Genomic DNA, 19593 nt, shown 5'->3' on the forward strand with positions numbered 1-19593 from the left:
CCTGCGGGGTGCGGGCCCGTTTTCCATTGAAGGAGGATCATCGTGGTACGGCTCCGCCTCGACCTCGCGTACGACGGGACCGACTTCTCCGGATGGGCCAGGCAGCCGGGACGCCGGACCGTCCAGGGCGAGATCGAGCAGGCGCTCGGCAGGATCCTGCGCCTCGGCGAGCCCGCGATGCTGACCGTGGCCGGCCGCACCGACGCCGGCGTGCACGCGCGCGGTCAGGTGGCCCACGTGGACGTGCCCGACGGGTCGCTGGCCGAGCTCGACGGCAACAGGGGGCCTCTGGGCGTCCACGAGCGGCTCGCTGCGCTTGTCAGGCGCCTGGGTGGGATCCTGCCCTCGGATGTGCGGGTTCATCGAGTCTGCGTGGCTCCTGAGGGCTTCGACGCGCGTTTCTCGGCGATGTTCCGGCGGTACGCGTACCGGGTGAGCGACCGGATGGGCGGCGTCGACCCGCTGCGGCGGCGCGAGGTGGTCTGGCACAACCGGTCGCTGGACGTCGGCGCGCTCAACGCGGCGGCGGCGCGGCTGATCGGGGAGCACGACTTCGCGGCGTTCTGCAAGAAGCGCGAGGGCGCGACCACGATCAGGGAGCTGCAGCGGCTGGACTGGGCACGCGAGCCCGACGGGGTGCTGGTGGCGACCGTCGTGGCGGACGCGTTCTGCCACTCGATGGTGCGGGCGCTGGTCGGCTCGCTGCTGGCCGCCGGTGACGGTAGCCGGCCGGTGGAGTGGCCCGCCCAGGTGCTGACGCGGGCCGTACGGGACTCGGGGGTGCACGTCGCGCCGGCGCATGGGCTGTGCCTGGAGGAGGTGGGCTACCCGGCGGAGCCGGAGCTCGCCGCGCGGGCCCGGGCCACGCGGCGAGTGCGCACCACCGCCCTCCAGCGGACGCCGTCAGCCCTTGGTGACGCGGCGCTCGAGGACGAGTGAGATCTGGTCCCGGAACGCCCCGCTGACCTTGGGCAGCGTCTTCTCCTTGGACTCCGGCGTGTGGCCGTCGGCGTAGGTGGCGTAGCTGAAGACGATGTAGCGCCCCCACACCAGGCCGGCCGCGTAGCCGCCGGCGATGTTCACGCGCTCGCCGCCCGAGCCGTCGGAGCCCGGGAGCGGGCGGAACCAGACGTTGCGTGAGAGGTTCTTGGACTGGTCGGCGATGATGGCCGCGTCCTTGTCGGGCAGGACCGCTATGCCCGTGGTGACCGCGTAGCGGCGCTTGCTGTCGACGTAGGTGGCCCTGAGCACGCGGCTGCACTTCTGCTCTTTCAGCGCCTCCGCGAACTCCCCTGTGGCGGCCTTGTCGCAGCTCGTCTCGACCGCCGCCTTGACCCTGGTGAACGTGGTGCCCGCCGCGCTGACCTTCTTCTTCGGGAACGCCTCCGAGAGCGAGAGCTTCTGCGGGTCGGTCTGCTCGGAGTTGAGGATGGACGTGCCGTCGGGCGCGTCGGAGGGCGCGCTCGCGGCGGGCGCCTCGGAGCTGGGCTCGCCCGACGTGCTGGGCCGGGCTGCCGCCGTGGTGGGCGTGGGGGAGGTGACCGCCTGGTAGGCGAAGAAGCCGCCGGTCGCCACGCCGGCCAGGGCCAACGCGCCCAATGTGACGAGCAGGGCCCGCTTGCTCTTTCCGGGCGGGACGGGCGGCGGGGGCGGGGTCTGGAACGGTGGCTGTTTGAACGCTCCAGGCGGGAACGCCGGGCTGCCGCCCTGGGGCCGGCTGAGCGGGGCGGCGGGCTTCTGTCCCCAGGTGTCCCTGGGGAACGGGAGATCGGGCAGCTTGGCCTCGGATGCTGGGATAGGGGGCCAGACGGGCACGTCGCCGGGCTCCGGCGTGCGGGCCGGCGGGTTGGCCGGATCGGACAGTGAGAGCGGCGGGGTGCCGCGTTCGGCGGGCTTCGGGCCGAAGGAGGGAACCGTCGGATCGGTGACGTCCTCCTCGGGTGGGGCGATCGGGGCCGGCAGGAAGCCGTCCGGAGGGGTGTCCTGGTCGGCGATGGACGGGGGCTGGGCCCTGACCACCTCCGCCTGCTGGGCGGCCTCCCTGCGGGCCGCCTCCGGGTCGAAGTAGTGGGCCGGGCGCGTGACGCCCTCCGGCTGGGTGGCGTTGGGGTCGAAGGGGGAGCCCGGCTCGTCGTTGTCGGGTTCGGCCACCAGCTCGCCCGTGGCGGCGGGCCAGGGCGGCATGGCGTGCGGGTCGCTGGGGGGCGGGGGCCACACCGGCATGCCCGCCGCGGCGGCGGTGAACGCCGGTGGCGGCTCCCACGACGGGCCGCCGGGCTCCGGGTCGTCCCAGGGGCGGACGGCCCGCACCTGTTCGGCTCGCATCTGCTCGCCCAGCGTGGGGCGCGCCCGGCCGATGAGCGTCTGGTCGGGGTCCTCCGCCTCGGCGGCCGCGTGAGGCGGCCGCAGGCCGCCCGGCCTGGTGGGCTCGGACTCGTCCTCGAACCAGTCGTACGGCGCGGCGTCGTCGCCGGCCACCTCCCACGGCTGGACGCCGGGCGGCTCGTCGGGATCGGAGGAGTCGGGCGGCGGCTCCCGGAAGGAGGGATCAGCGGGTCGCGTCCCGTGGTCGGGCGGCGGCTCCCGGAAGGCGGGATCGGCGGGTCGCGGTTCGGGCGGCGGCTCCCCGAAGACGGGGACGGCGGGTCGCGTCCCGTCTTCCGGCGACTCGGACGGCGGCCCCCGGAAGACGGGAACGGCGTCCGCCGCCTCGCCCGGCGGGGCGGGCGGCGCGTCGTCGGCAGGGCCGTGCGCCGCGTCGTCGGAGGAGCCGCGCACTTCCTCGTCGGCGGGGGCGAACGCCGGTGGTACGTCTCGCCCGCTGGTCTGGCCGAAGCTCGGCGGTGGCGTCGCTGGTGCGGCCGATCCGTCGGCTTCCCTGCGATCGTGCTCAGACCCGGGTTCCTGGCCACGCATAGGGCGAGCCTAGCGAGAGTAGCGAGATCGTTATGTCGGTATGGGCTTACCCAACGGGATCCGGCATCCCGTTTGGGGGCTTATCAAATAAGAAGCCGGATTCGCTACAGGGGGCTTCCGGTGACCGAACGGTGGTCCAGAGCTTTGAAGACCGTCGCCTTGGTGATGTCGCCGATGGCGGCGAAGATCTGCTTGGAGCCCTTCTTGTCCGGCTTCGTGCCGTCCTTGTTCTGGAACCAGACCATGATCGCGTAGTGGCCGTGCGTCCAGATCTTCGCGCCGCCCGCGCCCGAGCCGAGCTGCTTGGTGACACTGTCCTTGCCCGCCAGCGGCTTCACGTAGTTGGCCGTGCTGCCGGCCTTGGCCACCTTGGACGCCGACTTGCTGGTCTTGAGGTTGGCCACGCCGACCGTGCCGATGATCTTTCCGTCCTTGTCGCGGAAGCTGGCGCGTACGAGCTGGTTGCACTTGCCGTCCTTGAGCGCCTTCTTCAAGGCGTCGCCCAGGGCGCCGTCACTGCACTTCTTGTCCTTGCTGGTGATCGTCATCTCGTACGAGCGGCCCGAGATCGTGATCTTCTTCGTCTTGCCGAAGATCTCCTTGACCGTGATCGGGTCGGGGTCGCTGGACCGTTCGGCCGCGAAGCCGTACTTGCCGGGCGGGGCCGTCGGGAGCGGTGGCGCGGTCATGCGGGTGTTGGTGGTCTGGGCCGTGACGGGCTTGTCGGCGTTCCACATCAGCGCGAGGCCGCCGCCGAGCAGGCCGAGCACCGCTATGCCGCCGAGGGCGAACCACAGCGGGGCGCGCGAGCGCGGGCCCTCGTCGTACGGGCTCCAGCCGACCCTGCTCTGCGGCGCCCTGTCGGAGCTCTGCGGCGCCCCGTCGGACTTGCTCTCCTGTTCGGAGTCGTCGGCGGCGCGTTGCTTGCGGGAGCGGCGGGAGCGGCGCGGAGTGTCGTCGCCGTCGCCGGGGAGATCCGGACCGTTCGGGCCGTCAGGGCCGCCGGGACCACCAGGTCCACCGGGACCACCGGGGCCGTCCGGTCCGCTCGGGCCGCCGAAAAAGCCGGATCCGCCGGGACCACCGGGGCCGGGACCGCCAGGACCGTTGGGGCCGCCGGGTCCGTTCGGGCCACCAGGGCCGCCAGGACCACCGGGTCCGTTCGGGCCGCCGGGGCCGCCGGGACCGCCGGGCCCGTTCGGGCCGCCGGGACCGCCAGGGCCGTTGGGGGCGCCGAAAAAGCCAGGCCCGCCAGGCCCACCGGGGCCACCGGGCCCGCCGGGACCCCCAGGCCCACCGGGCCCGCCGGGACCCCCGGGCCCGCCGGGGCCATTGGGGCCGTCCGGACCGCCGGGACCGTTTGGAGCGCGGCGTCTGCCCGCAGGCTGGAAGACACTCCCCATGCCATAGGGGGCGCTGTTTTCACGTCCTTCGGGAAAAGCCATGCGGCGAGATTACCGTGATGCGCGTCATCGGGTTCCGAAGTCCTGGGTCCACCAAGGCCCGTCCGGGCCGGACGCGACGCCCACCCCGATGGCCTTCAGGCCGCAGTCGAGGATGTTCTTGCGGTGGTCGGGGCTGCCGAGCCAGCCGCTCACCGCCTCTTCGGGGGTGCTGTAGCCGGCGCCGATGTTCTCCGCGGCGCCCCAGCGGTATCCCGCGCGCTCCATCCGGTCCCACGGCGACGAGCCGTCGGGGGAGGTGTGCGCGAGTTGCCCGGTCCGGGCCATCTCCAGCGAGTGCGTACGCGCCGAGCTGGAGAGCCCGGCGTTCACCCTGAGCGCCGGGCAGCCGTGGCGGGACCTGGCGGAGTTGGTGAGCGAGACGACCTTGGCCGCCAGCCCGGGCATGATCTGGACGCCGCCGCTGCCGTCGCTGAGCATCGCGGGGTTGTCCTGGGTGTTGAACCCGGCGATCTCGCCGTCGGGCGTCCTGGTGGCCTTGGGGGTGGCCCGGCCGCGGGGCAGCGCCTTGGTCGTGATCTCCCTCGGGATCATCTCGAGCTGCTGCTGCGCCTTCCTGGCCGTCGTCGGCGCGGGGTTGGCGGTGGCCGCCGCGGGCGGGGCGGTCTCGTTGAGGTAGACGTGAGGGGCCGGCTCGGCGTCGTCGGTGAGCCGGCCGAGCAGCACCCCCGTGAAGAGCACGGTCATGAGGCAGGCCAACACCCCCAGATGATTCCGGCGCCGAGCGCCCCGCTGGGTTGGCCGGGAGTGAGAGTTCTGCCACATACCGCCGCTAACGATAGGGATGTCTGGTCCTGGGAAAGAAGAGGTCCCAGGTAAACGAAACCGAACCGTTCTGCGTTCGGGTAGACTCGCCCAGGGCTACTGGTCGTTTTGACCTGCGCGCCTTTGGGCGAGTAGCTTAGGTTCGTTGTGTGCATAGGTCCCGCGTGACCAATGCGCGGCGCGTCCGGCGTCATCTCCCGTAATGAGGAGACGGAAGGTCCGGGCCGTCGTGTGCCCGCACCGACCGACCAAATGTAGCTGTCGCATCCGACAGCGCCGAAGACGCGAGCATAAAGAAGGCTACGACCGTGCGCACGTACTCACCGAAGCCCGCCGACGTCCAGCGTCAGTGGTACGTCATCGACGCGACCGATGTCGTGCTGGGCCGGCTGGCCAGCCACGTCGCGACCCTGCTCCGCGGCAAGCACAAGCCGATCTTCGCTCCTCACGTCGACACCGGTGACTTCGTCATCGTGATCAACGCGGACAAGATCGCGCTCAGTGGCAACAAGCTTGAGCAGAAGAAGGCGTACCGCCACTCGGGCTACCCGGGCGGTCTGCGTTCCGTCAGCTATGGCGAGCTCATGGAGAAGCGGCCCGACAAGGCCGTCGAGAAGGCCGTCAAGGGCATGCTTCCGAAGAACTCCCTCGGCCGGAAGATGGCGAAGAAGCTGAAGGTCTACGCGGGTTCCGAGCACCCGCACCAGGCCCAGCAGCCGGTGCCGTTCCAGATCACCCAGATCGCCCAGTAGTAGTTCGAAAGAGTTAGAGGAGAACCGTGGCTGAGCCCACCGGTGTCGAGACGGCCGTCGAGGCCGAGCTGGAGGAATTCTCCGGCGAGGACTTCCCGTCCGAGTACACCACCGAGTCCGCCGCCAGCGCCGACGCGCCCGTGCGCAAGCCCGTCACCACGGGCAACTCGTACGGCACCGGCCGCCGCAAGGAGGCGATCGCCCGCGTGCGCATCGTCCCCGGCACCGGCAAGTGGACGATCAACGGTCGTTCGCTGGACGTCTACTTCCCGAACAAGGTCCACCAGCAGATCGTCAACGAGCCCTTCGTGGTGCTCGGCGCCGAGGAGGCGTTCGACGTCATCGCGCGCATCGACGGCGGCGGCGTGACCGGCCAGGCCGGCGCGCTGCGCATGGGCCTGTCCCGCGCCCTGGCGATCCTGGACGTCGAGGTCAACCGGCCGCCGCTGAAGAAGGCCGGCTTCCTCACCCGTGACGCCCGCGCCACGGAGCGGAAGAAGTACGGCCTCAAGAAGGCCCGCAAGGCTCCGCAGTACAGCAAGCGCTAAATTGGCGCGCCTTTTCGGCACCGACGGGGTACGTGGGGTCGCCGGTCGCGACCTCACGGCGCAGCTCGCCATGGACCTTTCGGTCGCGGCGGCTCATGTCCTCGGCGATGCGGGCGCGTTCGCCGCTGCCGGCCGCAAGAGCAGGCCGGTGGCGGTCGTGGGCCGGGACCCTCGCGCCTCGGGAGAGTTTCTCGAGGCCGCGGTGGTCGCCGGCCTTGCGGCGTCCGGTGTGGACGTGCTGCGCCTCGGCGTACTGCCCACCCCGGCCGTCGCCCACCTCACCGCCGCGCTCGGCGCCGACCTCGGCGTCATGCTGTCGGCCTCGCACAACCCGGCGCCGGACAACGGCATCAAGTTCCTGGCCCGCGGCGGCTTCAAGCTGTCCGACGCGGTCGAGGACGAGATCGAGCGGCGGCTGGGCGAGGACTGGAGCTTCCCCGTCGGCTCGGCCGTGGGCCGGGTGCGGGACGCGTACGGTGAGGCCAACCGGTATGTCTCCCACCTGCTGACCACGATGAAGGCCGCGCTCGACGGGCTGAACATCGTGGTCGACTGCGCTCACGGCGCCGCCCACATGGTGGCCCCGGAGGCGCTGGTGCGGGCGGGCGCCAGGGTCGAGGCCATCGGCGCCAGGCCCGACGGCCTCAACATCAACGCCGGCCACGGCTCCACCCACCTGGACAAGCTCGCGCAGGTGGTCGTGTCGCGCGGGGCGGACCTGGGCGTGGCCTACGACGGCGACGCCGACCGCTGCCTGGCGATCGACCACACGGGCGCGATCGTCGACGGCGACCACATCATGGCCATCCTCGCCGCCGCCATGCACGGCGAGGGCCTTCTGGCCAAGGACACCGTGGTGGCGACCGTGATGTCCAACCTGGGCTTCAAGCTGGCCATGCGCGATGCGGGCATCACCGTGGTGGAGACCGCGGTGGGCGACCGCTACGTGCTGGAGCGGATGAAGTCCGGCGGCTACAACCTGGGCGGGGAGCAGTCGGGCCACGTCATCATGCTCGACCATGCCACCACCGGCGACGGCCTGCTCACCTCGCTCCACCTGCTGGGCGTGGTGGCCAAGTCGGGCGTGCCGCTGAAGGAGCTGGCCGCGGTGATGACGCCGCTGCCGCAGATCCTGATCAACGTCAAGGACGTGGACAAGGGCAAGGCCGCCGCCCCCGAGCTGCTGGCCGCCGTCGCCGAGGCGGAGGCCGAGCTGGGGGAGACGGGCCGGGTCCTGATCAGGCCGAGCGGCACCGAGCCGATGATCCGGGTCATGGTCGAGGCCGCGTCGGAGGAGCACGCCACCCAGGTGGCGGACCGTCTCGCCGGCGTGGTGCGCACGGCCTGCGTCTGAGCGACTGTTCGAACGGCCCGCGGGGGTTGACCCCCGCGGGCCGTTCGTTCATTCGTCCCCGGTGAGCGAGAAGACCCGCAGCCGCTGCCCCGCCCAGAAGACGCCGACCACCGTGACGACGATCAGGGCCGGTGCGGCGAAGCTCAGGGCGACGTCCGCCTGGACGAAGGCCGAGTCGGAGATCTGCTTGGCTATCGTCTGGCCCCACTGCTGGATCGAGAACTTGCGGGCGCCCTGGATGAAGTTGCCCACCACGCTCTCCCAGACGAGGGCGTAGATGATGCCGATCGTGACCGCGTGCCGGGTGACGACGCCCAGCAGGAGGAAGACGGCGGCGTACGCGATGCCGGCCACCAGGGCTCCCAGGGCGAAGCCCGGGGCGATGCCGTCCTCGTTGCCGGCCAGGATCCAGGCCGCCACATAAGTGGGCACGGCGCCGAACAGGGCCATCAGCGAGGCCGCCACCAGGAACTTCGTCTGGATGATGACCGGGCGGGAGATCGGCTTCGACATCAGGTGGATGATCGTGCCGTCGTCGATCTCCGGGGCGATGACGCCCGTGCCGGCGATCAGGCCCAGCAACGGGAGCATGGTGCTGATGGCGAACTTCTGCATCAGTTCCACGGCCGCGCTCTGGTCGCCTCCGCCGAGCACGCGGAAGAGCACGGCCAGCCCGATCAGGGCGAGCGGGAGCAGCAGGAGCAGGATGATGCGCCGCCGCCCGAGCAGGGCCCGGTAAGTGATGCCCGCGACAACAGTGTTCATTCGGCGCTCCCTCGCGGATTCATCAGGTGCTCCTGGTGATGAGGTAGGAGAAGACGCTCTCCAGGTCCTCGTCCGCCGGGGAGACCTGGTGCAGGTGTACGCCCTCCGCCTGGGCCACCCGGGGGAGGAGCCAGGCGAAGCGGCGGAACTCGTCGGCCTGGACCTCCAGGCCGTCGGGACGGAGGGTGATGCCGCCCGTCGAGTGGTCGCGGATGAGGGCGGCGGCGAGCTTCCTGTCGTCGCTCGAACGGATCACGAACAGGTGGGGCCTGTCGGTCATCAGGCGCCGGATCTCGCGGAAGTTGCCCGACGCCGCGTGCCGGCCCGCCACCAGGACCTCGATGTGCTGGGCGACCCGTTCGACCTCCTCCAGGATGTGGGAGCTGAACAGGATCGTCTTGCCCGCCGTGCCCATGGTGCGGATCAGGTCCATGAGGTGCAGGCGCTGGCGGGGGTCCATGCCGTTGAACGGCTCGTCGAGCAGGAGCACTGGCGGGTCGTGGACGAGCGCCGCGGCCACCTTGACGCGCTGGCGCATGCCCTTGGAGTACGTCTCCACGCGCCGGTCCTTGGGCTCCTCCATCTCCACCGTGGCCAGGGCCTTGCGGGCCGCCTCGACCGGGTCGCTCAGCCCGTGGAGGCGGGCGGCCGAGAGGACGAACTGCCAGCCGGTGAGGAAGCCATACACGCCCTCCCGTTCCGGGACTAGGCCGATATTTCGGTAAATGTGGTGGTTCTTCCAGACCTGCTGGCCGTCCAGCGTCACCGACCCGCTGGAGGGCGCCAGGAAGCCCGCCATCATGTGCAGGAGTGTGGACTTGCCCGCCCCGTTGGGGCCGAGCAGGCCCGTGACGCCGGGGCCGATCGTCATGGTGACGTCGTTGACCGCCACCACGTTGCCGTACCAGCGGGAAACTTGAGACAGCTCGATCTTCACCGCGAGGCCGCCTTCCTGTAACGCAGCGCGAGGGCGCCCAGGGCGAGCGCCACCAGCACCACGAGGACCGCGGCCGAGGCGGGGCCGCTCGGGTAGCCGCTCTCGATGGCGTGCGGCGGCGTGCCGAACAACCAGGACTGTACGGAGTCCACCAGCCAGAACGGGTTGGCCAGCCAGGCCCAGGAGGCCGCGGCCTCGTTGCCCGAGGCGTACAGGGACCCGTAGATCAACGGGACCGACGCCGACGACAGCAGGTAGACGGCGATCACGGAGGCCACCCCGAGCCCGCGCCGTGGCGTGAACGAGGCCAGCGCCAGCCCGAACGACGACAGCAGCAGGGCCAGCACCAGGGCCATGAGGACGGAGCCGAGGTATTCGCCGGTGGCCGGCGGCCCGGGCATGTCCACCACCAGCTCGCCGGCGTAGATCAACGTCAGGGGCACCGCCACCAGCAGGAACAGCGCCGCCGTCATCGCCGTGACCTTGGCGCCCACGTACTCGGCGACCGAGACGGGCCGCGACAGGTAGAGCGGCAGCACGCGGTAGCGCAGGTCGGGCGCGACCACGGTGGGCGCCTGCGCGGCCAGGAAGACCGCGACGACGGCCTGCATGATGACGGCGAAGCCGCTGTAGGGGAGGATGCGCTGCTGGGCCAGGGCCATCGTCGCGACGGCCACGATCGCCGGCAGGAGCATGATGACGAAGAGGGAGAACGGCATGATCTTGCTGCGCGCCGTGCGCCCGAGGCCGAAGATGCCGCGCAGGCTGTGGACGGTCAGCGCCCGGGTCGCGTAGGCGCGGCCGAGCCGGGGCCCGTCGTAGTGGCGGTAGCCGATGTCGTAGATCTCAGACACCCGCCACCTCCTCCCTGAAGACGTCCTCGATGCGGTGACGTCCCTGTTCGAGGCGGATGAGGCAGAGGTCCAGCTCGACGGCGGCGTCCCGGATCGCGTCGTACGTCTCGGGCCCGAGGACCTTGACCACCAGCAGGCGGCCCTGCTGCGAGACGGTCTGGCCGGCCTCGGTCAGCCGGGCGGCCAGCGGCTCCAGCCCCTCCTCGACCTCGACCGTGACGGTCTGCGTGGCCTGGGTGAACTCGCCGATCGCGGACGAGCGCAGCAGCCGCCCGGAGTCGATGACGATCACGTGGTCGCAGATGCGCTCCAGCTCGCCCAGCAGGTGGGAGGTGACCAGCACGCTGATGCCGAACTCGGTGCCGATGCGCCTGATCAGCGTCAGCATCTCGTCGCGGCCGCGCGGGTCGAGGCCGTTGGTGGGCTCGTCCAGGAAGATCAGCTTGGGGTCGTGCACGAGGGCCTGGGCCAGCTTGACGCGCTGCTTCATGCCCGTGGAGTAGCCCCCGACGGCACGGTAGCGCTCTTCGGCCAGGCCCACGTGGCGCAGCACGTCGGCGGCGCGCTCGCGGGCGGCGGTGCGCGGCAGGCCGGACATCTGTGCGAGGTGGACGACCAGCTCGGTGGCGGAGACGTCGGGCGGGAGGCATTCGTGCTCGGGCATGTAACCGACGAGCCGGCGGATCTCGGCGCCCTGCGCGGTCACGTCCAGATCGAGCACCCTGGCCGCGCCGCCGGTGGGCGGCAGCAGGCCGAGCAGGATCTTGATCAGCGTCGACTTGCCCGCGCCGTTCGCCCCCACCAGACCGGTGACGCCGGGCCCCACGGTGACCGTGAGCTGGTCGACCGCGGTGACGGTGGGGAAGCGTTTGGTCAGCCCCTCGGTGGCGAGGATGTGCATGTGCCCGACCGTACCCGGCGGGCCGGGGCCGCCGCCTCGTTCAGACGGATGAACGCTGTCCTACTTGAGGCCAGAATTTCCGCTGGACCAGCAGCGTGGCCGTGCCCGCGATGACCATGCCGAGGATGTTGACCGCGAGCTGCGAGACCGAGCCGGAGACCTCCTTCCAGTCGCCCAGCGCCAGCGCGACGGCCACGTAGCCGGCCGCGGGCACGGTGGTGACCGAGATGAAGACGCCGACCAGGGCCGACGACTTGGCCGCCGTGACCGACAGCACCCCGGCCGCGCCCGCGAGCAGCGCCACGATGAACGACCACCGGTCCGGCTTGACGATGAACTGGACCTCCTCGTTCCGGATGAGGTGGCCGGCGTCGATCCAGCCGAGCCAGTTCGAGACGAGCGCGCAGGCGAAGGTGATCGCGATCGCCACCGCGAACCCGACGACCAGCGTCTTCAGCGCCGCGGTGACCAGATGCCACCTGCCGCGCAGCAGCCCGAAGCAGATGGCCACGACCGCGCCGAACTCCGGCCCGAGCACCATCGCGCCGACGATCAGGATGGGGGAGTTCTGCAGGATGCCGATGCCCGCGAGCTGCGTGGCGATGGCCAGGAAGGCCAGGTACGCCCACGTCATGCGGGAGTCGGCGTGCACCCTGTGCGCGAGTTCCTCCCAGACCACGGCGTCGTCCGGCTCGCCGGGCGCCTCCTCGATCGCGTCGGTGGCGACCCTGGACAGCGACAGATCGACCTGCTCGATCGCGATGGAGCCCTCGGTCTCCAGCCACTTGAGCTTGTTCAGCACCTCGTTGGCCGACTCGCGCGCCGCGTCGCAGAGGATCACGTCGCCCACTGGCTCTCGGGCCGCGCCCGGCAGGACGACGATGTTGGTGACGCCTGGGCAGTCCTCCAACACCGCCGTCACCTCGTTGGTCCGCGCGGCAGGGCTGATCAGTCGCAGATGTAGCACAGAGGCCATTGTCGTCTATCGGACGTTGATGGCGTTTTGACACATGTGCGAGAGGTTGACGCGCATGATCCGATACCGGTGTCACGATCATGACGAGGAGTGCTGGTTCGCCGCGGTGGACGACCAGGAGTGCGGGGGCAGGTTCGCCCGTTACCTGTTCGAGGAGGTGTTCAGGTCTGGCGGAGCCGTACCCGCCGTACCGAGTGGTCGGCGCCCTTCTTGAGCACGAGGTCGGCGCGGCCCCTGGTGGGGGCGATGTTCTCGACGAGGTTGCGCTCGTTGATGTCGCGCCAGACGTTGACCGCGAAGGTCGTGGCCTCGTCGTACGAGAGCTCCGCGATGTGGCGGAAGTACGACTTCGGGTCCTCGAAGGCGGTGCGGCGGAGTTTGTGGAAGCGGTCGACGTACCAGGTGCGGATGTCCTCGACCTTGGCGTCCACGTAGATGGAGAAGTCGAAGTAGTCGTTGACCGCGAGGGACGTGGGTGGGGCCGGCTGGAGGACGTTGAGCCCTTCGATGATCAAGATATCCGGACTTTTCACGACTTGGTGTGCGCCGGGGACGATGTCGTACTCCAGGTGGCTGTAGATCGGCGCGCGCGCCTCCGCCGCCCCGGCCTTCACCTCCGCCACGAACCTGACCAGCGCCCTGCGGTCATAGCTCTCCGGGAAGCCTTTGCGATGCATGATCCCCTTGGACTCCAGCACCGCGTTCGGGTAGAGGAAGCTGTCGGTGGTGATCAGCTCCACGTGCGGGTGCTCGGGCCAGCGGGCCAGCAGGGTGTGCAGGAGCCGCGCCGTCGTCGACTTGCCGACCGCGACGCTGCCCGCGATGCCCAGGATGTACGGCACGCGCTGCTCGGGGTGCCCGAGGAACGCGCTCAGCACGCTGCTGCGCTGCTTGGACCCGGTGAAGTGCAGGTTCAGCAGCCGGGTCAGGGGGAGGTAGATGTCCGTGACTTCAGTGAGATCGATGGGGTCGTCGACGCCGCGAAGCTCTTCCAGCTCGTCTGCGGTGAGAGTCAAGGGCGTGTTCTTGCGGAGCTCGCTCCACTGCTCCCTGCTCAGTTCCACGTAGCCGTTGTTCACCTAGGCAGCGTAGCGATGAGCGGCAAACCGGATCATGGCCGGGTACGCGCAGGCGAGATCCACAGCCTGTGGATAAAGCCGTGGGATTACCGAGACTCAGTTCGGGGAATGAAGATCCGTCTTGCCGAATCACGCGTATGAACATATGTCGGCGGCTACTGTGCAGGGCTGGGAGGTCTCATGGACCGTCGTCGCTTCATCACGAACGTGATCGCCGTCGCGGGTCCCTTCGCCGGGGTCGCGTGCGCGGGAGCGCAAGGGGGCGTGAAGCCGGTGCAGGGGGGTTACGGGCGGCTGAAGCCCGTGCCCGACCTGCGTGACGGGAAGGTGCGGCTGCACCTGCCCGAGGGGTTCAAATATCGCTCCTTCAGCGCCGCCGGCGAGAAGTTCAGCGACGGGTCGGCCGTGCCGGGCAGGCACGACGGCATGGCGGCGTTCTCCGGCCCCAAGGACAGCGCGATCCTGATCCGCAACCACGAGGTCAACGGGCCCGTCGGCGCGTTCGGCGACAAGGCCAAGGCGTACGACCCGATGGCCGGGGGCGGCACCTCCACGCTGCGCGTCACGCGCTACGGAGAGGTGATCCAGGCCGCCCCCTCACTCAACGGCACCATGATGAACTGCTCGGGCGGCCCCATGGCGTGGCGGGCCTGGGTGAGCTGCGAGGAGACGGTCAACGGCCCCGACGTGGCCGACGACTTCTCCGGCGGCGACAACTCCAAGCTCACGCGCAAGCACGGCTACATCTTCGAGGTGCCGGTCAACCGCGCCGCCACCGCCAGGCCGATCAAGTCGGCCGGCCGGTTCCCGCACGAGTCGGTGGCCTTCGACCCCTCCACGGGCGCGCTCTACATGACCGAGGACAACTTCTCCTTCCCCTCCGGCTTCTACCGCTACCTGCCGCCGAAGCACCCCGTCCAGGCCGGGCGGCTGCTCGACGGCGGGCGGCTGCAGATGCTGGCCGTCAAGGGCGCCAAGCGCAAGGACCTGTCCGTGGGTCAGCAGCCCGGGGCCGCGTACCAGACCGTCTGGGTGGACATCGAGGACCCCGACCCGACCTTCACCGGCAGGCCCGCCTACGACGACGCCGTCCAGGCCGTGGGCAGGCAGGGGCGCGCGGCCGGCGCGGCCGTCTTCTCCCGGCTGGAGGGGGCCGTCTTCCACCAGGGGGTCGTGTACTTCGTCTCCACCCAGGGCGGGGCCACCGCGCCCGGCGACACGCCGCCCTCCGGGTTCGGCAAGGGGCGGGGGCAGGTGTGGGCGTACGAGACCTGGAGCGGACGGCTCAGGCTCGCCTACGAGTCGCCGCGCTCGTCGGTGCTCGACCTGCCCGACAACGTGACGGCCAGCCGGCGCGGCACGCTCGTGCTGTGCGAGGACGGCGACGGCGACAACTACCTGCGCGGGCTCACGAAGTCGGGGGAGATCTTCGACTTCTGCCGCCTGGAGCCGATCTCCGACGACCCGGGGGCGGAGTTCGCGGGCTCGACGTTCGGGCCCGGCGGCCACACCCTGTACGTCAACGTCCAGGCGAAACAGGGCAGGTCATTCGCGATCTGGGGTCCGTGGGAGCGCGGGCTGTTCTGAGTACGCTGGGGTGATGATCCTTGGCATCGGCGTTGACGTCGTGGACATCGACCGCTTCGAGGCGGCGCTGGAGCGCACGCCGCAGCTCAAGGAGCGGCTGTTCACCGAGGCCGAGATAGAGCTGCCGGTACGGTCGCTGGCCGCCAGGTTCGCCGCCAAGGAGGCCGTGGCCAAGGCGCTCGGCGCGCCCAGGGGGCTGGCCCACCTGGAGGCCGAGGTGCGCCGCGACGAGCGTGGCAAGCCCGAGCTGCGGATCACCGGCAAGGCCGCGGAGGTCGCCTACGACCTCGGGGTCAAGCGCTGGCACGTCTCGCTCAGCCACGACGCGGGCGTGGCCGTGGCCTATGTGATCGCGGAGGGATAGCTTCGGATCATGAACACCGCCTACACCGCCGACCAGATCCGGGGCGCCGAGCACGAGCTGATGGCGCGGCTGCCCGAGGGCACGCTCATGCAGCGGGCCGCCATCGGGCTCGCCGCCGTCTGCGCCGACCTCTTGGGCAGGGTGTACGGGAAACGCGTCGTGCTTCTCGTCGGCAGCGGCGACAACGGCGGGGACGCGCTCTACGCGGGCGAGCGGCTGGCCAGGCGCGGGGCGTGGGTGGGCGCCATCCTGGCCGGGTCCAAGACGCACGAGGCCGGGCTCGCCGCGCTCAGGCAGGCCGGCGGGCGGGTCGTCGGGCGTGACGCCCTGGAGCGCGCGGACCTGATCATCGACGGGCTCGTCGGGATCGGGGCCTCAGGGGCGCTGCGGGAGCCGTACCGGGCGCTCGTCGAGGAGGCGAACTCGGCCCGCGGGCCGATCGTCGCGGTGGACGTGCCGAGCGGCGTGGACGCGAGCAGCGGCCGGGTGGAGGGCCCGGCGGTGCGGGCCCGGGTGACCGTGACCATGGGGGCGTACAAGACGGGCCTGCTCGTCGATCCCGGTGCCGAGTACGCGGGGACGGTGGAGCTGGTGGACATCGGGCTCGGGGCCTATCTGCCCGATCCCGACGTCGCGGCGCTGACCGGCGGAGACGTGGACGTGCTGCTGCCGCGGCCCGGCAACGAGTCCGACAAGTACCGCAGGGGTGTCCTCGGCGTCGCCGCGGGGAGCGACCTGTTCACCGGCGCCGCCGTGCTGGCCGTGGGCGGCGCGTTGCGGGCGGGGGCCGGCATGGTGCGGTACGCGGGCCCCGGCGCCCCTGTCGCGCAGGTGCGCGCGCACTGGCCGGAGGCGGTGGTCACCGAGCTGGACCGGCCCTCCATCGACGACGTGGGCCGCGTGCAGGCGTGGGTGCTCGGGCCCGGGCTGGGCACCGGGGACTGGGCGCAGGAGGTGGCCGCCCAGGTGCTGGCGTCCAACGTGCCCGTGCTGATCGACGCCGACGCGCTGACGCTGGTGGCCAGGGACCGCGGGCTGCTGCGGCGGCCGGCGCCCGTCCTGATCACGCCGCACGCGGGGGAGCTGGCGCGGCTCATCCGCGCCGACCGGGACGTCATCGAGGCCGCCCGGCTGGAACACGTCCGCCGGGCCTCGGCCGAGCTGGGCGTGACCGTGCTGCTCAAGGGCTCCACCACGGTGGTGGCCGAGGAGTCGCGGCCGGTCCGGGTGAACGTCACGGGCACGTCCTGGCTGGCCACCGGGGGGACCGGCGACGTCCTGGCGGGGATCGCCGGGGCGCTGCTTGCCCAGGGGCTGAGCTGCTACGACGCGGCGTCCTGCGGGGCCTTCCTGCACGGGCTCGCCGGGCGGCGGGCCGCCGACGGCGCGCCGCTGACCGCGGCCGACGTGGCCGCGGCGGTGCCGGAGGCCATCCGCGCGGTGACCGGCGAAGGCCGCTCGTCGTAGGGGCGGCGGGTCGCAGGGGCGGGGGCGGAAATCGCGCTCGACCACCCGGGTGAGCTGCCACACTAGAAGGATGTACTCCTCGATGGCCACACCGGCGCAGGCGCGGGTCGATCTGGCCGCGATCAGGCACAACGTGGCCCTGCTCAAGGAGCGGGCCGGCGGCGCGGAGCTGATGGGCGCCGTCAAGGCCGACGCGTACGGGCACGGCCTGGTGCCGGCGTCCGAGGCCGTGATCGAGGGAGGAGCGAGCCGGCTGGGCACCGCGTTCGTCCGGGAGGCGCTCGAGCTGCGCGCGGGCGGGGTGACCGCGCCGATCCTGTCGTGGCTCATCACCCCGGGCGAGCCGCTGGACGAGGCCCTCGACAAGGACATCGAGCTGTCGGCCTCCGACGCGGGGCTGCTCGGCGAGATCGAGGCCGCCGCCCGCCGCACGGGGCGCACGGCCAGGTTGCACCTGGAGGCCGACACCGGCATGAGCAGGGGCGGCTCGCCGCTGGCCGCCTGGCAGGGGCTCCTCGACGGGGCGCTGAAGCTCCAGGCCGAGGGCGTCGTCGAGATCGTCGGGCTCTGGTCCCACTTCGCCTGTGCCGACATCCCCGGCCACCCGTCGATCGAGCAGCAGCAGGAGGCGTACAGGACGGCGCTGAAGCTGGCCGAGCGGGCCGGCGCGGCGGGCTCCCACGTGATCAGACACCTCGCCAACTCCGCGGCCACCGTGACGCTTCCAGAGGCCCGCTACGACCTGGTGAGGCCCGGCATCGCGATGTACGGCCTGAGCCCCATCCCCGAGCTGGGCGACTTCGGGCTCAGGCCGGCGATGACGCTCGTGGCGCAGGCCGGGCTGGTCAAGCGGGTTCCGGAGGGCTCGGGCGTGTCATACGCTCACCTGTACGTCACCGACCGCGAGACCACGCTCGGCCTCGTGCCGCTCGGATACGCCGACGGGATCCTCAGGCACGCGACGGGGCGCGCCGAGGTGCTGGCCGGCGGGCGGCGCAGACCGATCGCGGGCCGGGTGTGCATGGACCAGTTCATGATCGACATGGGCGACGACCCCCTGTCGGCGGGCGACGAGGTCGTGCTGTTCGGGCCCGGTGACGGGGGCGAGCCGACCGTTCAGGAGTGGGCGGATAATCTCGGCACGATCACGCATGAGATCGTGACCAGGATCGGGTCGCGCGTGCCGCGGGTCTACGAGCACAGGCGCTCGGAGTGACGACGGGCACTTCGCGGCGGGCATGAGCGGAGAAGGATCGGGGAGATGACGACGACAACACGGCGCAGGGTAGGCATCGCCGGCGCGCTCGTCGGTGCGGCTTCCGCCGGCGTCGCGGCGGCGGCGCTGGCCAAGCGGTACGCGGTCGGCCGGATCAGGTTGCGCCCCGACACCGAGGCCAGCGAGCCGTTCGGCGAGCTGCGGGGCAGGGAACGCACGCTCATCACCTCAGACGGGAAAGCGCTGCACGTCGAGATCGACGGGCCCGACGACGCCGAGCTGACCGTCGTGTTCTGCCACGGCTACTGCCTCAGCCTGGAGTCCTGGCACTACCAGCGCAAGGACCTGCGCGAAAACTACCGCATGGTGCTGTGGGACCAGCGCTCGCACGGGCGCTCTCAGCGCTCGGGCGCCGACGACAGCACGATCGACCGGCTGGGCGCCGACCTCGCCGAGGTGATCGAGCGGTTCGTGCCGGGCCCGTGCGTGCTGGTCGGCCACTCCATGGGCGGCATGACGATCATGGCGCTGGCCGACAGCCACCCCGAGCTGTTCGCGGACAAGATCCGCGGCGTGGCGCTCATCGCGACCTCGGCGGGCAAGCTGGCCGAGCTCACGCTGGGTCTGCCCGCGATGGTGTCCAAGGCGGTGCACAAGATCGCCCCCTCCACGGTCTCGATCCTGGGCAAGGGCGGCGCCCTGGTCGACCGCACCCGCCGCGCGGGCAGCGACATCGCGTTCCTGATGACCCGATACATGGGCTTCGGCGACTCCAAGAACGTCAGCCCGACCGTGGTCGACTTCGCCGAGTCGATGATCAGGGCCACGCCGACCGAGGTGGTCGCCGACTTCTACCCGGCGCTGATGAACCACGACAAGCTCTCCGCGCTCGACGTCCTCGACCCGGTGCCCACCGCGATCATGGTGGGCGAGCGCGACTGGCTCACCCCGCCCGACCACAGCAAGGCCATCGCCGCCGCGCTGCCCAAGGCGCAGCTCACCGAGGTGCCCGACACGTCCCACCTCATCCAGCTGGAGCGTCCTGGCGTCGTCAACGACGCGCTGCGCGACCTGATCAAGAGGGTGGAGATGCAGTGAGGCTCGCGACCGCCGAGGACATGCGCGCGTACGGCGCCCGCCTGGCCGGGCTGCTGCGCGCCGGAGACCTGCTCGTGCTGTCGGGCGCGCTCGGCGCCGGCAAGACCACGCTCGTGCAGGGCATCGCCGAAGGGCTCAAAGTACGCGGCCCGATCACCTCGCCCACGTTCGTGATCGCCCGGGTGCATCCCTCGCTGCGCCAGGGGCCGCCGCTCGTGCACGCGGACGCCTACCGGCTCGGCGGCAACCTGGAGGTCGACGACCTCGACCTGGACGCCTCGCTCGAAGACTCCGTCACCGTCGTGGAGTGGGGCGAGGGGCTGGTCGAGGGGCTGGCCGACGACCGGCTGGAGATCCACATCGACCGTGAGGCGGGCGAGGAGGCCCGCATTGTCACCATGCGCGGCGTGGGTCCGCGATGGGCCGACACGCCGTCTGAGCCGCTGGAAGGCTAAAACAGCCGTCAATTTTCGGCAATACTGGCACCCTTGACGTACCAGGCCAAAGACATAAATCATGATCGTTGGTCAGGGATTGGCCCAGATTTTCTG

19 protein-coding genes are annotated in these 19593 nt (G+C 71.1%); 10 read left to right on the forward strand and 9 right to left on the reverse strand.

The annotated features are described in order from the left end of the window. Positions 1-42: 42 nt before the first annotated feature. Positions 43-939, forward strand: coding sequence for a tRNA pseudouridine(38-40) synthase TruA (gene truA, locus ACIBI9_RS11460; protein ID WP_397221877.1), 897 nt, complete (start codon positions 43-45; stop codon positions 937-939). Here truA and ACIBI9_RS11465 read toward each other — a convergent pair. The 3 genes from ACIBI9_RS11465 to ACIBI9_RS11475 all read right to left on the reverse strand — a co-directional run bounded on the left by ACIBI9_RS11465 (position 904) and on the right by ACIBI9_RS11475 (position 5066). Beyond that, positions 904-2916 carry a hypothetical protein gene (locus ACIBI9_RS11465; RefSeq protein ID WP_397221878.1) on the reverse strand — a complete coding sequence of 671 codons (2013 nt, stop codon included), beginning with the start codon at positions 2914-2916 and terminating at the stop codon, positions 904-906. The genes truA and ACIBI9_RS11465 overlap by 36 nt on opposite strands. Before the next feature lie 104 nt (positions 2917-3020). Beyond that, on the reverse strand, positions 3021-3686 hold the full coding sequence (locus ACIBI9_RS11470) for a hypothetical protein (RefSeq protein ID WP_397221879.1): 666 nt from the start codon (positions 3684-3686) through the stop codon (positions 3021-3023). A 699-nt stretch (positions 3687-4385) separates the two neighbouring features. Beyond that, a complete protein-coding gene (locus ACIBI9_RS11475; RefSeq protein WP_397221880.1) occupies positions 4386-5066 on the reverse strand; it encodes a CAP domain-containing protein in 681 nt (226 codons plus the stop codon). 386 nt (positions 5067-5452) lie between these two features. Here ACIBI9_RS11475 and rplM point away from each other — a divergent pair, with 386 nt between their 5' ends. The 3 genes from rplM to glmM are packed head-to-tail and all read left to right on the forward strand — an operon-like array spanning position 5453 to position 7798. Beyond that, positions 5453-5896, forward strand: a complete 444-nt coding sequence (gene rplM, locus ACIBI9_RS11480; protein ID WP_185070656.1) for a 50S ribosomal protein L13 — start codon at positions 5453-5455, stop codon at positions 5894-5896. A gap of 26 nt (positions 5897-5922) precedes the next feature. Beyond that, a complete protein-coding gene (gene rpsI, locus ACIBI9_RS11485; protein WP_185070658.1) occupies positions 5923-6444 on the forward strand; it encodes a 30S ribosomal protein S9 in 522 nt (173 codons plus the stop codon). 1 nt (position 6445) lies between these two features. Continuing rightward, positions 6446-7798, forward strand: coding sequence for a phosphoglucosamine mutase (gene glmM, locus ACIBI9_RS11490; protein WP_397221881.1), 1353 nt, complete (start codon positions 6446-6448; stop codon positions 7796-7798). Between the two features lie 48 nt (positions 7799-7846). Here glmM and ACIBI9_RS11495 read toward each other — a convergent pair whose 3' ends face one another. The 6 genes from ACIBI9_RS11495 to coaA form a co-directional block, all read right to left on the reverse strand. Further along, a complete protein-coding gene (locus tag ACIBI9_RS11495) occupies positions 7847-8563 on the reverse strand; it encodes an ABC transporter permease subunit (protein ID WP_397221882.1) in 717 nt (238 codons plus the stop codon). 22 nt (positions 8564-8585) lie between these two features. After that, positions 8586-9500, reverse strand: coding sequence for an ABC transporter ATP-binding protein (locus ACIBI9_RS11500; RefSeq protein ID WP_397221883.1), 915 nt, complete (start codon positions 9498-9500; stop codon positions 8586-8588). After that, positions 9497-10354, reverse strand: coding sequence for an ABC transporter permease (locus ACIBI9_RS11505; RefSeq protein WP_397221884.1), 858 nt, complete (start codon positions 10352-10354; stop codon positions 9497-9499). The genes ACIBI9_RS11500 and ACIBI9_RS11505 overlap by 4 nt, the downstream gene beginning before the upstream one ends. Continuing rightward, the gene (locus ACIBI9_RS11510; protein WP_397221885.1) at positions 10347-11255 is read right to left on the reverse strand and encodes an ABC transporter ATP-binding protein; all 909 of its coding nucleotides are present in this window, start codon (positions 11253-11255) and stop codon (positions 10347-10349) included. The genes ACIBI9_RS11505 and ACIBI9_RS11510 overlap by 8 nt, the downstream gene beginning before the upstream one ends. Before the next feature lie 40 nt (positions 11256-11295). Next, positions 11296-12222: a DUF389 domain-containing protein gene (locus ACIBI9_RS11515; protein ID WP_397221886.1), complete on the reverse strand. Its 927-nt coding sequence runs from the start codon at positions 12220-12222 to the stop codon at positions 11296-11298. A gap of 170 nt (positions 12223-12392) precedes the next feature. Then, positions 12393-13295, reverse strand: coding sequence for a type I pantothenate kinase (gene coaA / locus ACIBI9_RS11520; protein WP_397222587.1), 903 nt, complete (start codon positions 13293-13295; stop codon positions 12393-12395). A gap of 195 nt (positions 13296-13490) precedes the next feature. On the opposite strand from coaA, the gene ACIBI9_RS11525 reads away from it, so the two are divergent. From ACIBI9_RS11525 to tsaE, 6 genes are all read left to right on the forward strand, one after another. Continuing rightward, positions 13491-14897 carry an alkaline phosphatase PhoX gene (locus tag ACIBI9_RS11525; protein ID WP_397221887.1) on the forward strand — a complete coding sequence of 469 codons (1407 nt, stop codon included), beginning with the start codon at positions 13491-13493 and terminating at the stop codon, positions 14895-14897. 13 nt (positions 14898-14910) lie between these two features. Further along, positions 14911-15261, forward strand: coding sequence for a holo-ACP synthase (locus ACIBI9_RS11530; protein WP_364835411.1), 351 nt, complete (start codon positions 14911-14913; stop codon positions 15259-15261). 9 nt (positions 15262-15270) lie between these two features. Then, positions 15271-16728, forward strand: coding sequence for an NAD(P)H-hydrate dehydratase (locus tag ACIBI9_RS11535; RefSeq protein WP_397221888.1), 1458 nt, complete (start codon positions 15271-15273; stop codon positions 16726-16728). 82 nt (positions 16729-16810) lie between these two features. Continuing rightward, on the forward strand, positions 16811-17944 hold the full coding sequence (gene alr, locus ACIBI9_RS11540; RefSeq protein ID WP_397221889.1) for an alanine racemase: 1134 nt from the start codon (positions 16811-16813) through the stop codon (positions 17942-17944). 45 nt (positions 17945-17989) lie between these two features. After that, a complete protein-coding gene (locus ACIBI9_RS11545; protein WP_397221890.1) occupies positions 17990-19042 on the forward strand; it encodes an alpha/beta fold hydrolase in 1053 nt (350 codons plus the stop codon). Continuing rightward, a complete protein-coding gene (tsaE, locus tag ACIBI9_RS11550; RefSeq protein WP_397221891.1) occupies positions 19039-19497 on the forward strand; it encodes a tRNA (adenosine(37)-N6)-threonylcarbamoyltransferase complex ATPase subunit type 1 TsaE in 459 nt (152 codons plus the stop codon). Before ACIBI9_RS11545 ends, tsaE begins: the two co-directional genes overlap by 4 nt. Positions 19498-19593 lie beyond the last annotated feature (96 nt).

It is taken from the genome of Nonomuraea sp. NPDC050451, assembly GCF_044458585.1.